A 13900-nucleotide genomic window follows, 5' to 3' on the forward strand; every position below is an offset into this window, starting at 1 on the left:
CCACTAAGTCCAATTAGCCAAGCTTGGTGGCCGCTGTATTTGTGATAACTCACTCCAAAAGTTGAGGTTTTATAGTTATGAGTAAATTTCGGTCTGGCGTTTTATACGGTCAAGAATTGAAGGATTTATATGCGGATGCCAAGAAAGTTGGTTACGCAATGCCAGGTGTTAATGCGATTGGAACAAGTACTGTAAACGCTATTATTGAAGCGGCTGCAAAAGTACAGTCTCCGGTCATCGTGCAGTTGTCATTCGGTGGTGGTCATTTTTACGCGGGAAAAAGCTTAAATAATGATAACTTCCAAGCATCGGCAGCAGGTTGTATTTCTGCAGCTTTGCATGTTCACCAAGTTGCTGAAATGTACGGCGTACCTGTAGTACTGCATACGGATCACTGTTCACTTGCAAATATTGAGTGGATTGACCGCTTACTAGACTTTCAAGAAGAGTATTATGCAAAGCATGGTAAGCCGTTATTTAGCTCACACATGTTGGATTTGTCGGAAGAGAGTCTTGAAGAAAATATCGAAATTTGTGAAAAGTATCTAGCGCGCATGGACAAGATCGATATTGGTCTAGAGATCGAGCTGGGTATAACAGGTGGTGAAGAAGACGGCGTTGATAACTCAAAGGTTGATGTTAGCAAGCTGTATACGGCACCATCAGAAGTTTATTACTCTTATGAAAAGCTAAGCAAGATCAGTGATAACTTCACTATCGCTGCGGCGTTTGGAAACGTACACGGTGTTTATCGTCCGGGTAATGTGAAGCTGTCTGTTGAAATTTTAGAGAACTCACAGCACTTTGTTGAAGATAAAATTGGTGCATCAGGTTCTAAGCCAGTGAGCTTTGTATTCCACGGTGGTTCTGGTTCTTCGCCTGAAGATATCGCTCGCTCTATTGAATACGGTGTTATCAAAATGAACTTGGATACGGACATGCAGTGGGCGTTTAACGCGGGTGTGCGTGACTACTATGCTGAGTTTAAAGACTACGTTGCTGAGCAAATTGGTAACCCAGATGGCTCTGATATTCCTAACAAGAAATATTATGACCCACGTAAAGTATTGCGTAAGGGTGAAGAGTCGTTCGTTGAGCGTCTTGAGCAATCATTTGCTGACTTGAACTGTATTGGACGTAATAAGTAAAACGAGTTTTTGCTTAACGTTTAAAAGGCCCGCTGATTTGTTAGTCTGCGGGCTTTTTTGTGTTTGAGTGATTCTGGGTGATTAAGTAATCGCGTAGTGTCTACATTTAGAGTGTTTACGTATACTAATCATCAGATAGCAATTCACGAGACCTATGATGGCAAAAGAAATAGAGCGTAAGTTTTTAATCGACTTAGATAAGCTTGGCCCACTAAATGACGGCACATTCATCAAGCAAGCCTATATCGCAACCCCAGATAAAACCACCGTGCGATTACGCTTAAAAGGCGAAGATGCTTACCTCACGCTCAAAGGTGCCAACAAGGGCATCTCACGCACAGAGTTTGAATATGCTATTCCTCCTGAAGACGCTAAAGCAATCATGGCAGAGTTATGCACGGGCCCTGCGATTGAAAAAACACGTTACCTCGTTGAGCATGTCGGTCACACGTGGGAAGTCGATATTTTTTACGGTGATAATGATGGCTTAGTGGTAGCAGAAATCGAGCTGTCTAGTGAAGACGAGTCTTTTGAAAAGCCAGACTGGGTCGTTAAAGAAGTAAGCGGTGACCCTAAGTATTATAATTCTAGTTTGTTAAACACCCCCTTCAACCAATGGTGATCTGATATGGAACTTGTCTACACGCACGAAAATAAAATGTTGGTTGAGAATGCTAAAAACATGCTTGAGCTAGCGGGTATTGAGCCGCACATGAAAAATGAATTTGCCCAAGGTGCCGCGGGTGATTTAGTCCCTAATGAGACATGGCCAGAGTTGTGGGTATTGAATGAGGACTTCGAAAAAGCACAGGCTGTCGTGAAAGTGCTAAACGAAAAAATGACAGGCGAAGACTGGACGTGCGCATCATGCCATGAAGCAAACGCGTCTACGTTCGAAATTTGTTGGAATTGCCAGACAGAACGTGTTATCAAGTGATTCATACGCTGGTGTCGGATGATTGCTGGCTATTTTTTTGTAAAAAATACGGACTTTAAATGCTTAAGCAATCATTGTTAGACACGTGGAACTTCTTTAAAAACCACGCTCATACGTTGTTTTTAATCGTTCTGCCAATTGTTATCCCGTTACAGATAGCATTGGCTATGATTTTCTCTGATCCACCGACATCACCAGCGGGTGCTGAAACGGTATCCCCTGAACAGTTTGCTTATATTTTCAAACGCATCTTTGTCGAATTCTTATTCGCACCGGTTTATCGTATCGCGGTGATTGTGTACTTGTCTTCAGTGATTGATGGCAATCCACTATCGCGCATGTCGTGCTGGAAGCTTGGGCTTAAGTACTGGGTACCTTACTTGGCGCTTAGCCTAATCGTTGGCTTCATTGTTTCAACGGGTATGATGTTCTTGATCCTTCCGGGTATCTTCTTCGCTGTGCGACTCGCGTTTGCAGAGTTTGATTTACTGTTTAACAACAGTTCACCATTGAAGGCAATGAAGACAAGTTTCGCTCAAACAGCGCCTCACTTTGGTGTGATTTTGCGTGGTTATTTGATCATCTTCTCTGTGCTATTCATGCCGTACTACTTGCTGTCTGGCCTTGTGCCACATGCAGTTGCGAGCGTGCTAAGTATCTTGTTTAGTGTGACGCTGTACATCGTCATGACGGTGTTTGCTTACCGAGTCTATGACTTAACGAAGTCAGGGCAAGAGTCAGAACCAAAAGTATAAAAGTAGAGTGGTTGCGTTGTGGAAAATCTAAGCTATCTTCAACTAGCGTTAATCGCTGCTGTATTTGTCTGGAGCGGCTTCGTTCGCTCCGGCTTAGGCTTTGGTGGTGCAGCACTTGCACTGCCTTTGCTACTGCTAATCACAGACGACCCACTATTATTCTTACCCTTGCTGGCGGTTCAGTTACTGATTTTTTCAGCATTAATCGGTTATAACAGTCACAAAGATAAAAAAGCGAAGCAAGAAGCCGGTGAAACTGTCACAGGTAGTATCGACTGGAAGTACTTAATCAGCTCGATGAAGGTCATGATTATCCCTAAGATTATCGGTGTATTTGGCCTGCTAACACTGCCACCGACACTCATCAGCGGCATCATCTTTGCGATCATTCTTGTTTACTCACTGACCTATATTTTCAACAAGCCCTTCACCAGTAATCATCCTTTTTTAGATAAATTATTCTTAGTGATTGGTGGTTATGTGAGTGGTACTTCTTTGGTTGGTGCACCACTTATTATCGCGGTTTACACCAGTCATGTGGCGCGTCACCAATTGCGTGACACGCTGTTTATGCTGTGGTTTATCTTGGTGTCTATCAAGTTAGTGTCGTTCTTGGTAACGGGCGTAGATATGCAACTGGAGCATCAGCTTTGGTTGTTACCTTGCGTGGCGGTTGGACATTACGCAGGGCTGTTTTTTCATAAGAAACTACAACAGGCCGACCCCGTACTGTTTTATCGGGTGTTGGGCATCGTCCTGCTGTTGATTACTAGTATCGGCTTATGGCGCTCGTTTTAAGCGATTGCCGTAGCGTTTCTTGGGCGAACGGTTAAGTTCATCACAACCGCGGCAAGCAGTATCACCAATAAACCTTGGTTGATGCTCTGCCATTCAAACCAGTTAATAAGCACACCTCCAGTGATGACCGCCGTGACGCCACCTAAGGCAACGGCTAGCTCTGCCATGCCTTGTGCTTTCCCTTTTTCGTCCTCATCAATCGACTGGGTGTAACTGGATGTACCGCCCATGTACATGAAGTTCCAACCCAGACCGAGTAGGAATAAGCTGACATAGAAGTTCATCAATATCATGCCTGACATGGCGACAAGCGTGCTGCCAATGAATATTGCTAACCCCGTTAGAATAATAACCCTTGGGCCGAAACGGTCTATCAATTTGCCACTGAAAAATGACGGTAAGAACATACCTATAATGTGCCAACCGATCACCGATACACTTTGGTTCACTGAGTAATGATGTGCGTGCATTGCCAGTGGCGTGATAGACATCATGAGTAGCATCGAGAACTGAGCAAAGGCTGTATTAAACGCGCCTAGTAGGTAGTGGTGGTTACTCAGGAAGCGTTTGCTGTCAGTGTGGTTGGCCGATTTTATAACGGTCTTATTGGCAACGTTGCCTAGTAACATGATCGCACAGGCACTAAAAATAGCGACACAGAGATAAGCACCGAGGTACTGTGGCTCACTAATCCACTGATTCATTTTTGTATTGAGGGTTGGCCCAATAATCGCTGCGATTAAACTCCCTGAAAGTACCCACCCCATGACGCTACCTTTCTTGTCGGCAGGTGCTTCATCCATTGCGGCTAAGCGATAAAACATGGCAGAGGCTTGATAAATACCCAGCAAGAAACAGGCAAAGCAGAATAGGTAAAAACTACTGAGGTACAAGGCTAGCATCGCTAGAATGGCTGACAGTGTTCCTGCTGCAGCACCAAGTATCAGGCCTGTGCGACGACCACGTTGTTGCATAATGACGGATAGCTTATAGGCAAACAGCAGTGCGCCTAAGTTGAGCAAACCGAAGGGTAGCGTGGCCAATGACTCGTGCGGCGCAAGCTTGACGCCAATGATGGACGATAGGCTGATGGAAATAAGGCCTGCAAACATGAAGCAGCTTTGCGAGAGCATTAAGGCGATGATCTTGGTCGGCATGAGTGTTCCTTTTAGGCGAAAGTTTGAAAGCGTTTACGGTATTCACTGGGTGATACATTGAGCTCGCGAATGAAGAGTCGTCGGAGTATTTCACTGCTGCTATAGCCGCATTGGTCAGCGATGCGGCTGATCGAGTGTGTGGTTTCTTCGAGTAATAATCTAGCTTTGTTGAGCCGAACTTGAGCAATGTAGCGAGAGGGTGCAATGCCCACTTCTTGGGTAAATTTACGCGAGAAGTTGCGTACGCTCATGGCTGCTTGTTCGGCTAATAATGAAACCTCGATAGGCTTGTTTAGGTTGTTCTGAACCCAGTGTTGCGCTTCGATTAAAGACTGGGTTTTGGCGGTGTCAGTGTTTTCAGTACTAGAGAACTGGTTTTGACCACCAGGTCGATGATAGAAAGCGACCATTTCTCGGGAAGCTGCAAGTGCAATGCGCCTGCCATAATCTTCCTGAACAAGGTGGAGTGCGAGATCAATACCAGATGTGACACCTGCCGAGCAGTAATATTTCCCATCCTGCGTAAATACGGCATCTATATCGAGTTTGACCTCGGGGTATTTTTTGGAGAACTCAGCGTGACGTGACCAATGTGTGGTGGCTTTACGCCCATTGAGTGCGCCTGTTGCAGCCAGTATTAATGCGCCGCTGCAGACGGATGCGACACGTGCGGTTTGTTGAATAAACGGAGCAAGTTGCTTACCTAGATCAACTCGGTTGGCAATATCTGTAGCGACTTCACCGCCTGCGATCATTAATGTATCTGGCTGAAAACTGTTTAAGCCATTAAGTAAGCCATCGCTTAATACTTTGGTATGGGTCGCGAGTGTTATCTGTTCTTTATCGAGACTGATTAGTTGGGTTTGATAGGCAGCTTGGCAGTCAGAATTTAGTCTGCGGTGAATGAGGTTGACGCTTTCAAACACTTGTAACGGCCCAAATACATCCACGGCATTGACACCGTCATAGGCAATGATGGCAACCTTCTTGGGTGCGCTTGTGGGGGTAGGGTGTTTCATGAAATGAAATCTCATTCGTGAGTGATGAGATTATTATAGACTTAAAGTTATGTCCGATAGGACGTGATAGCCACTTTTTCGGACATTTTTTGGTTATAGGATAGGGTTATTTTTGTACTGTGCTTTTCGATAATGTTTCCAGTTGCGATACTTCAAATCTCTTCGAATATAGTCATCATATTCAGTGATTAAATTTTTCGTGTTTCTACTTTTTCTAGGTATGAAATCCTGAGCAAGTGCGTCGAAGTATTTCTTATGCTCGCTATAAGTACGAGGGCTTCTATAGTAATCACCCATGTGGGTCTCCGCTTCAGTTAAAAACTAACGAAAACCTTCATTTCTGTTACTTAATATTTTTATCATGGCTTTATCCTATAATAATTTGCTGATGCCACAGTTTGTTGATTGCTTAATAATATGTGTTCAGTTATAGCTTAATGGCGTACGTTTAATTATTTTTGTAAAATTATAGTAGGGTGACGAATGAAGAATCTATTAGTACAACGTATTTTAATGACTGTTGCAGCTGGCGTGCTGGTTGCTTGTGGCGCTTCAACAAAGCCAAATGTTGTAGAGAAACCTGTTGTTGATGTTGCACCTATAAAGGTAATGGCCTGTAGCGATCCAAGGCCTGAAATTTGTACTCAGCAATATGACCCTGTTTGTGGGACGAGGCATGTACCACGTCCGTGTGGCAAGGGAATGATATGTGCAGCGGTAATGACGACAGCTAAAAAGACTTATTCAAACAGCTGTTCTGCATGCAGTAACGACGATGTTCAGAGTTATACCAAAGGAGCATGTCCTGCTTCTTGAGTTCGATCTAAAGTAAAAAGCCTCTCTTAGATGTCACTCTAAGAGGGGCTTTTTTTGATAGATGTAAAATTAACGCTTACCCGCAGAATTCGGAATACGTACCATGTCATTCATCACCCCATCTAAACCACCATACACATTCAAGGTATTGATTTGAGAGGTGATCTTCTCTAGTACTTCTAATTCCTTCAAGCGCAGTAACACAGGGTTGCCTTCCATCATTTTGGCCGTGTTATGTAACGATCTTGTCGCATTAGTTTCCTCTTTACGACGGATCAAGTTAGCTTCAGCTACTTTTTGAGCTTCAACTACCTGCGCTAAAATCGTTTTCATTTCACCCGGCAAGACAATGTCTCTCGCGCCGACGTTTTTCAACTCAACACCGTACTCAGCTGTTTTAGCGACGACGATGTCTTTGATCTGAGTATTTAGCTTATTTTTATCCGCTAATAACTCATCCAACGTTTGCGTTGAAACAATGGCACGTAAGGCCAGTTGCAATTCTCTATACAGAAAATCAGCATGATCCGCTAACTCCTCAGAGACGCGCTTTGCATCACTGATTTGCCAAGTCGCTGATAGGTTTACACGTAAGCCAACGCGGTCTTTAGTCAAAATGTCCTGACCGTTGACTTCCATGTTTTGCAATCTGCAATCCAGCTGTTTGATCTTTAGTGTACGGTTAAACTTCCACCATGCATGGATACCTGACGGTAACTGTGTTGCCTGCTCACCATCCACTTCCAAGAAGCCGACGTGACGATCCATCACTATGCTAGTAATCACCGCGTTTAATGCAGAGCTTCTCAGTAATGGCTCTTTCGCCGACATCAGTACTCTCGCGAGGGTTTTATCCAATTTGAAATCTTCTGAGATATCAACTTTGCGGATTTCAATATCAGTAAAACCTAACCAGTACGCACCTTGTTGAGCGGGTGTCTTTATTTCTTTTAGCGATTTGTTGTGGTAAATCAGGCCGACTTCATGCTCAGCGGTTTCCCATGTTTGAACATGAGCGGCTAGCTTGTCTTTGTGAAGCGTTAATAGCTTCATGACTTCGTCAGATACGCCATGCGCTAAGGTGTCACTAATATCAATCAATGACACACGAATTTGGTTTTTCCAGTCTTTTAAGTTATGCACGCCTGGCATAAGCACATCGGTAAATTGTTCGTTTGTGAACAACAAAGCACGATGTGTCTCTGGAACGATGATTTTCTTCATAAAAAACATGTTGTTCCCCTAAATAATTAAAAATGTAAACGCTCCACACTCAGACGCGCTCGTTAATTTATGCTTGAAAGGAAGGAGAGCAGGGCGGTGGAATAAACATCCAACGCCGAAGCAATCATTCGTGACAAACAAACCCATCAACAAGGGTGTGTGAATGCTAATTTCTCCGATTGATCTGACCCAGTGTTGCAGTGGTGCGCTTTGCTTTCCGAAGAAAATAAAGCGGTCATTGCTTCTCTGTTCAAATCGCTCATCCTTATCTGGAGCGTTTTACATAGGGCCCCGAAGGGCAGTTTTAAAGCACCGTGGAAGGGTGTTGTCTTTACGACAGGTTCACTAGCCAGAATCGAACTGGCTACCAATTGATTATGAGTCAACTGCTCTACCTAATGAGCTATAGTGATAATGGATTCGAACCATGCGCCCGAGGGCGTTCCATAAATTTGACCTCTAAAAACCGATACACATACACTCAGAGAGCGATGTGTCAGGCTGGTATGCAGAACCAGCACCGCAAGTTTTACGATAATCAAATGCTGTGTGGCCACCGCTTTTAGCGATGACCGAAATTAAAAAGTAATGGTGACTAGGTTTTCTAGTACTTGCAGGCTATCGCTAATGACATTGATCGTGATTTCGAAGTTTTTGTCATTTAGGGCAACCTCGACAAGACGCTCTGCAGCGGCGTTTATTTTTTCGGACTCTTGACGGATCAAGTCATTTGCAGACTTCAGTTGTACAATTTCAAACGTCGTAAGATCCATGCTTAAACGGTGTAATGTATCTAAATACTGAGTCTTGCTATCGTCAGGAATATCCTGAATATCTAATGAAAGCAGGTGGTCGTGGGACTCTTTTAGTTCTTCTCGGATGCCCATGTTATTGCCTTATCCTTTTTATCGCATTGAGCACCGTTTTAAGTGATGTGCTGCAATGTTGGTATTACGGAAATCCACCGTTTTCACAGGCTTCAATTTCTTCTCTTATTTCTTTCGTGTTGGCCATAAATTGCCTTTTAAATTGCTCGTGAGGCGGGTACTGGCTTATTCCAGCACCCTTGCTTTGACGGTTTAATACGCGCAACGCGTTATCCTTTTACACACACCACTTGTTTCAATGTATGCATGATTTCTACCAAGTCATCTTGTGCTTCCATGACCTTTTCAATCGGCTTATAAGCAGAAGGTGTCTCATCCAACACACCAATATCCTTTCTGCATTCAACGCCTTCAACTGCTTTCAAATGTTCTTCCATAGACACCTCTTTCTTCGCTTGAGTACGTGACATCACGCGTCCTGCACCATGGCTACAGCTACAAAAACTCTCTTCGTTACCCAGTCCACGAACGATGAAAGATTTCGCTCCCATACTTCCTGGAATAATTCCCATTTCACCTTTTTTCGCACTCACCGCACCTTTACGAGTGACCCACACGTTTTCGTCATAATGCTTCTCAGGGCTGATGTAGTTATGGTGACAATTCACCGCCTCAACATCCGCTTTAAACGGCATTGGCATCACCGCGCTAATCGCCTCCAACGTACGCTGCATCATCACTTCACGGTTAATGCGTGCAAAATCCTGCGCCCATGCAACCGCTGCCGTGTACTGTGCAAACTTATCGCTACCTTGCGGGATATAAGCCAGCTCTTTATCTGGTAAATGGATAAACCAACGCTCCATATCTTTCTTCGCTTCTTGGATAAAGTGCGTTCCAATCGCGTTACCGACACCACGTGATCCGCTATGCAGCATCACCCAAACATCATCGTTTTCATCCAAGCAAACCTCGACAAAGTGGTTACCCGTCCCCAGTGTTCCTAGGTGATGGATGTTGTTGGTTTTCTTCAAAAATGGATGCTTTTCAACCAGACGAGCAAAGCCATCAGCAAGAGGAGCCCATGCCGCAGACACATCAGCGGGAATCTCACTCCATGCACCTTTATCTCGGCTTCCTCTTAATTTTTTAGAACGACCATGTGGTACGACTCTTTCAATCGCGCTACGCATCGCCGCTAAGTTGTCAGGCAAATCTGTTGCTCGTAACGTGGTTTTAGCCGCCATCATTCCGCATCCTAAATCCACGCCCACCGCAGCAGGTATCACCGCACCAATAGTTGGAATGACACTTCCAATCGTCGCACCTCTACCGAGATGAACATCTGGCATTGCCGCCACCCATTTATGAATGAAAGGCATCTGCGCCAGATTTAACAATTGCTCACGTGCGTTATCATTAAATGGCACACCGCGAGTCCATGACTTAACCGGTACTTTTGACGTTTCTGGAAACATCACTTCATATTTTGTTGTTGGTTTTGTAGTTGTCATTGTATTGCTCCTTTCATTCTTGCTTTCGTCTGCATCAGCTGTCTGGTGCGCTATTCAATCGTTGTGTATTTATGGAAATAACATTGCAATGGGTGTGCCAACTTTTGAAAAAATATGGAGATTGATATTAAGCCATTGTTTTTAATAGTTTTATTTTATTTTTGATTGTTTTTAAAAAATTGTAATAACTCTATGTATTGAAATAAATTATCTTTTTAGATAGTTTATTATATAAATAGTTATGCTGTTTGTGGTTGGAGAGGAGGGGTAAAGAATAATTTTTCACAGTACGAAGGCTGTATTGCCGAGCAATATGAATCGATTGAAGACGCTAAATCAGGTATCTTTGAGTATATTGAAGTATTTTATAACCGAATAAGACGACACTCAGCCAATGGATATGTGAGTCCCGCTGAGTTTGAACGAATGACAGCAATAGCTGCATAAGTGGAGTGTCTACTTTTTATGGGTAACACCAGCGTATTATAAATAATGAAAGCACTATTTTATAAAGATGGAAAACACTTAAAAGTAGAATTCGATGGCGATTGGAATGCGCTCTCAATGTTCATCGAAACAGACGGTGAGTGGAGTGAAATTAGAAAGCATATTGAACTTAATAAGAAAGACGGCTGTGCTGGGAATACATCCTTAATAACACATATTTCCGGTAGTAAGTACTGTGTATTCTGTACTCTCGGCTTAGGGTTAAGTTCAGTGGAAATAGATCAAAAACAATTGTTGAAAATATTCGATGCTTGGGATGAATTTAATAGAGACAGGAAAAAGAAAAGTTTTATTATTGAGGTTTAATAGCGCAACGACAGTGGTTCTATTATCACTAACACCGCACCTCAAAACAATCCTCCCCAATTTCAGTAAACGTAATCTCACAATCCAAAAACGACTGAATCACGTCAATATTAGTTAGCGTGTGCAGGCTTGGTTTTAAGGTAGTAAACCGTCCACCACTACCTAACGCCATCGGCAACAATAACTGGTCACATAAGTACTCACCAACAACCGCTGTTGAGTCTAAATAACGTCGTGCATCTTTGATGGCTATATCAGCAACTCGTTCGGCTGATAAGCCCCTGCGACCGGTCGAATCAATTACTTCTGCAGTCCCATCGGTATGTTTAAATTGCACTGACAATACATTGCCGGGGCAGGCTGCTATTACCTCATTAATGTGTAAATCACTGGCTGAGATAGCTAACTTTTTCTGTACTTGTGCAAGTTCTCTTTCAGCGACATGACTCTTAACTTTTGCCTGAGTAACGATGGCAGAGTGTTGCATTTCACCACGTTCCATAAGCATGATGGGCGTGGTTTCATCCAAAGGCTTTATGGTTGCTGACCACTCTCCACCACCGACGGGAAAGAAGCCGTAAGCGTGTAGCTCGGTGCTGATATCAATATTCATTAAACGAAGTGCAGGTATAAAACTGCGTTCGATGAAGTCAAAGCTCGGTGCCATCATGTTGTGAGTACCACCACTTAAACGAAGCGTTGATTCGCGCTTAGCCAGCAATAGCGCAGGAAGCACTGTCTGAAAAACTAAGCAAGAGCTGCCCGCTGTGCTAATAGGGAATGAGTAGTCACCCGCCTGAATTTCACCGGGTTCAAACGTGAGCGTCTGAGAGCCAATCTCTGCGCCTGATACCTTGGCATTGCAGATCATTTGACTGGCTTGTACACACATCAAGTGTTGATGGCCTAAGCCTGATTTCTTGCGGCCAGCACGGATGTTTTCAATACGAATGGGCGTTTGTGTACACATGGATAGTGCCAGTGAGCTACGCAAAATTTGCCCGCCGCCTTCGCCTTGTGAGCCATCTATTATTTTCATGAGGTGTCCTTTTTGTTCAAACGCTTGTTGGGTGCTGTTTTTGCTTGTTACGCCACCAATAGTATTGCAATGCTTGTGCCAATTCTTATAAATAGTAGAGATGTTTATTTAGGTTGTTGTTTTTATTTGTTTAAAACTTATAGCTGCATTTTCGGTGGTGGAGCTTATGAAAAGTGCTTACTATTGCTTTGTATCTATTTAAATAGAGAATTATACGAATGAGTAATGTAGTAGTTAGTCTTCTTGGTCAGCGACTTGATAATGTGGGCTTTGGTGCGAAACGTTGGTTTCGCTGGCGTCCAACGTTATCGTTGCTGATGCATCATGACTTTCAGGTCGATGAGTTGGTGCTTCTTTATCAGGAAGAGGAAGAGGCGCTACTGCAAAAGACGATCAAAGATGCTGAGTCAATTTGTCTAAATATCAAAGTCACTACGCATAAAGTGACCTATAGCAACCCGTGGGATTTGGAGCAGGTATACGGCCAGTTGCATAACTTTGCGGAGAGTTATGACTTTAATCCTGAGCATAATGATTACTACTTTCATATCACAACGGGTACGCACATTGCTCAAATCTGCATTTACCTATTGGCTGAAGCGAACTACTTCCCCGGCAGGCTTATTCAAAGCTCGCCAAGTCCTGAAGGGCCGCACGGAAAATATCAGACGATCAACTTAGATCTGTCACGTTACGATCAAATTGCTAGTCGTTTTCACAAGGAAGCTCAAGAAAGTATCAGCCACCTTAAAAGTGGTATAGAAACTAAGAACGAGCGCTATAACGAACTGATTAGAGAAATAGAAAATGTCGCTGTGCGCTCGACTGCGCCGATCTTGATTACTGGGCCAACGGGGGTGGGTAAGTCTCAACTCGCGAAAAAGATCTACGAGCTAAAGAGTCACAAAAAGAAGCTTGAAGGAAAGTTGGTTGAAGTGAACTGTGCGACTTTGCGTGGTGATAACGCGATGTCTACCTTATTCGGGCATGTCAAAGGCGCGTATACAGGTGCGGTAAGTGAGCGTGCAGGCTTGTTGATGGAGGCGAATAATGGTCTGTTGTTTTTAGATGAAATCGGAGAGCTAGGGCAGGACGAACAAGCAATGTTGCTGCGTGCGGTTGAGGACAAAGTCTTCACGCCATTTGGTTCGGATAAAGAAGTGAGTAGTGACTTCCAACTGATAGCAGGGACGAATCGCAACTTGTACGAACGCGTCGAAGAGGGTGCGTTTCGAGAGGATTTGCTGGCGCGTATCAACCTGTGGAGCTACCAGTTGCCATCACTGCGTGATCGTTATGAAGACATTGAGCCGAACATTGAGTTTGAGTTAAACCGTTACGCGCAAAATACCAATCAGAAGGTGAGTTTTAATAGCACGGCTAAGTCGAAATACTTGTCGTTTTCGCTTAGCTCTTATGCTGACTGGAAGGCTAACTTTCGTGATTTGAACTCTAGCATTACACGTATGGCGACACTGTCTAATGGCGGACGAATTAATGAAGCGAACGTGGATAAAGAGATCGAGCGACTGCAGTATGATTGGAGTGGCGGAGGAGAGGTGCAAGTTAGCGCTAGCGATGTGTTGTTGGAAGAAACGTTGAGTGCTGAGGTGTATGAGAGTATTGATGCGTTTGAAAAAGCACAGTTGGCTGAGGTGATTCGTGTGTGTAAAGAGAGTAAAAGCATGGCGGATGCTGGGCGGAAATTGTTTGATAAGAGTCGGTTGCAGAAGGCGGCTAGTAATGACTCGCAGCGGTTGAAGGTTTATTTGAAGAAGTATGGTTTGGAGTTTAAATATCTGTGACAAGACGGGTAGCTTTATAGTCATTAAGGTTGGTATTAGGTTTTTTTG

At 43.8% G+C, this 13900-nt stretch carries 15 protein-coding genes, 1 tRNA gene and 1 pseudogene; 9 read left to right on the forward strand and 8 right to left on the reverse strand.

Annotated elements, in window-relative coordinates; translation table 11 throughout:
- Positions 1-77: 77 nt before the first annotated feature.
- The 5 genes from fbaA to DKT75_RS12675 all read left to right on the forward strand — a co-directional run bounded on the left by fbaA (position 78) and on the right by DKT75_RS12675 (position 3638).
- Complete coding sequence (fbaA, locus tag DKT75_RS12655; RefSeq protein WP_109823806.1) at positions 78-1148, forward strand: class II fructose-bisphosphate aldolase; 1071 nt, start codon at positions 78-80, stop codon at positions 1146-1148.
- A gap of 157 nt (positions 1149-1305) precedes the next feature.
- Complete coding sequence (locus tag DKT75_RS12660) at positions 1306-1770, forward strand: CYTH domain-containing protein (protein ID WP_109823807.1); 465 nt, start codon at positions 1306-1308, stop codon at positions 1768-1770.
- Positions 1771-1776: 6 nt separating this feature from the next.
- Positions 1777-2085 carry a putative signal transducing protein gene (locus DKT75_RS12665; RefSeq protein ID WP_109823808.1) on the forward strand — a complete coding sequence of 103 codons (309 nt, stop codon included), beginning with the start codon at positions 1777-1779 and terminating at the stop codon, positions 2083-2085.
- A gap of 59 nt (positions 2086-2144) precedes the next feature.
- A complete protein-coding gene (locus DKT75_RS12670; RefSeq protein ID WP_109823809.1) occupies positions 2145-2840 on the forward strand; it encodes a YciC family protein in 696 nt (231 codons plus the stop codon).
- Between the two features lie 18 nt (positions 2841-2858).
- Positions 2859-3638 (forward strand): TSUP family transporter, encoded by a 780-nt coding sequence (locus DKT75_RS12675; RefSeq protein ID WP_109823810.1) that lies wholly within the window; start codon positions 2859-2861, stop codon positions 3636-3638.
- Here DKT75_RS12675 and DKT75_RS12680 read toward each other — a convergent pair.
- The 3 genes from DKT75_RS12680 to DKT75_RS12690 form a co-directional block, all read right to left on the reverse strand.
- Positions 3635-4795 (reverse strand): MFS transporter, encoded by a 1161-nt coding sequence (locus DKT75_RS12680; RefSeq protein WP_109823811.1) that lies wholly within the window; start codon positions 4793-4795, stop codon positions 3635-3637. The genes DKT75_RS12675 and DKT75_RS12680 overlap by 4 nt on opposite strands.
- A gap of 11 nt (positions 4796-4806) precedes the next feature.
- Positions 4807-5814, reverse strand: coding sequence for a GlxA family transcriptional regulator (locus tag DKT75_RS12685; RefSeq protein WP_109823812.1), 1008 nt, complete (start codon positions 5812-5814; stop codon positions 4807-4809).
- 93 nt (positions 5815-5907) lie between these two features.
- On the reverse strand, positions 5908-6111 hold the full coding sequence (locus DKT75_RS12690) for a hypothetical protein (RefSeq protein WP_109823813.1): 204 nt from the start codon (positions 6109-6111) through the stop codon (positions 5908-5910).
- 186 nt (positions 6112-6297) lie between these two features.
- On the opposite strand from DKT75_RS12690, the gene DKT75_RS12695 reads away from it, so the two are divergent.
- The gene (locus DKT75_RS12695) at positions 6298-6630 is read left to right on the forward strand and encodes a Kazal-type serine protease inhibitor family protein (protein WP_109823814.1); all 333 of its coding nucleotides are present in this window, start codon (positions 6298-6300) and stop codon (positions 6628-6630) included.
- 69 nt (positions 6631-6699) lie between these two features.
- Here the strand turns inward: DKT75_RS12695 and DKT75_RS12700 are convergent, their stop codons facing one another.
- From DKT75_RS12700 to DKT75_RS12715, 4 genes are all read right to left on the reverse strand, one after another.
- Positions 6700-7863: a slipin family protein gene (locus DKT75_RS12700; RefSeq protein WP_109823815.1), complete on the reverse strand. Its 1164-nt coding sequence runs from the start codon at positions 7861-7863 to the stop codon at positions 6700-6702.
- A 334-nt stretch (positions 7864-8197) separates the two neighbouring features.
- Positions 8198-8267: transfer RNA gene (locus DKT75_RS12705), tRNA-Ile, on the reverse strand.
- A 165-nt stretch (positions 8268-8432) separates the two neighbouring features.
- Positions 8433-8741 carry a hypothetical protein gene (locus tag DKT75_RS12710; protein WP_109823816.1) on the reverse strand — a complete coding sequence of 103 codons (309 nt, stop codon included), beginning with the start codon at positions 8739-8741 and terminating at the stop codon, positions 8433-8435.
- Between the two features lie 209 nt (positions 8742-8950).
- A complete protein-coding gene (locus tag DKT75_RS12715; RefSeq protein WP_109823817.1) occupies positions 8951-10195 on the reverse strand; it encodes an RtcB family protein in 1245 nt (414 codons plus the stop codon).
- A gap of 312 nt (positions 10196-10507) precedes the next feature.
- On the opposite strand from DKT75_RS12715, the pseudogene DKT75_RS22285 reads away from it, so the two are divergent.
- Positions 10508-10642: pseudogene (locus DKT75_RS22285) on the forward strand (IS3 family transposase); the annotation flags it as partial.
- Positions 10643-10687: 45 nt separating this feature from the next.
- Complete coding sequence (locus DKT75_RS12725; RefSeq protein ID WP_109823818.1) at positions 10688-11008, forward strand: hypothetical protein; 321 nt, start codon at positions 10688-10690, stop codon at positions 11006-11008.
- A gap of 28 nt (positions 11009-11036) precedes the next feature.
- Here DKT75_RS12725 and rtcA read toward each other — a convergent pair whose 3' ends face one another.
- Positions 11037-12047 (reverse strand): RNA 3'-terminal phosphate cyclase, encoded by a 1011-nt coding sequence (gene rtcA / locus DKT75_RS12730; RefSeq protein WP_109823819.1) that lies wholly within the window; start codon positions 12045-12047, stop codon positions 11037-11039.
- 218 nt (positions 12048-12265) lie between these two features.
- Between rtcA and rtcR the strand changes: the two genes are divergently transcribed.
- On the forward strand, positions 12266-13852 hold the full coding sequence (gene rtcR / locus DKT75_RS12735) for an RNA repair transcriptional activator RtcR (protein ID WP_109823820.1): 1587 nt from the start codon (positions 12266-12268) through the stop codon (positions 13850-13852).
- Positions 13853-13900 lie beyond the last annotated feature (48 nt).

It is taken from the genome of Leucothrix arctica, assembly GCF_003172895.1.
In the GTDB taxonomy this organism is placed as follows: Bacteria; Pseudomonadota; Gammaproteobacteria; order Thiotrichales; family Thiotrichaceae; genus Leucothrix; species Leucothrix arctica.

Coding starts and splice junctions, on each gene's coding strand:
- DKT75_RS12660 (WP_109823807.1), top strand. CDS start 1,306: ATGGCAAAAGAAATAGAGCGTAAGTTTTTAATCGACTTAGATAAGCTT.
- rtcA (WP_109823819.1), bottom strand. CDS start 12,047: ATGAAAATAATAGATGGCTCACAAGGCGAAGGCGGCGGGCAAATTTTG.
- DKT75_RS12715 (WP_109823817.1), bottom strand. CDS start 10,195: ATGACAACTACAAAACCAACAACAAAATATGAAGTGATGTTTCCAGAA.
- DKT75_RS12690 (WP_109823813.1), bottom strand. CDS start 6,111: ATGGGTGATTACTATAGAAGCCCTCGTACTTATAGCGAGCATAAGAAA.
- rtcR (WP_109823820.1), top strand. CDS start 12,266: ATGAGTAATGTAGTAGTTAGTCTTCTTGGTCAGCGACTTGATAATGTG.
- DKT75_RS12695 (WP_109823814.1), top strand. CDS start 6,298: ATGAAGAATCTATTAGTACAACGTATTTTAATGACTGTTGCAGCTGGC.
- DKT75_RS12700 (WP_109823815.1), bottom strand. CDS start 7,863: ATGTTTTTTATGAAGAAAATCATCGTTCCAGAGACACATCGTGCTTTG.
- DKT75_RS12685 (WP_109823812.1), bottom strand. CDS start 5,814: ATGAAACACCCTACCCCCACAAGCGCACCCAAGAAGGTTGCCATCATT.
- fbaA (WP_109823806.1), top strand. CDS start 78: ATGAGTAAATTTCGGTCTGGCGTTTTATACGGTCAAGAATTGAAGGAT.
- DKT75_RS12725 (WP_109823818.1), top strand. CDS start 10,688: ATGAAAGCACTATTTTATAAAGATGGAAAACACTTAAAAGTAGAATTC.
- DKT75_RS12680 (WP_109823811.1), bottom strand. CDS start 4,795: ATGCCGACCAAGATCATCGCCTTAATGCTCTCGCAAAGCTGCTTCATG.
- DKT75_RS12670 (WP_109823809.1), top strand. CDS start 2,145: ATGCTTAAGCAATCATTGTTAGACACGTGGAACTTCTTTAAAAACCAC.
- DKT75_RS12665 (WP_109823808.1), top strand. CDS start 1,777: ATGGAACTTGTCTACACGCACGAAAATAAAATGTTGGTTGAGAATGCT.
- DKT75_RS12710 (WP_109823816.1), bottom strand. CDS start 8,741: ATGGGCATCCGAGAAGAACTAAAAGAGTCCCACGACCACCTGCTTTCA.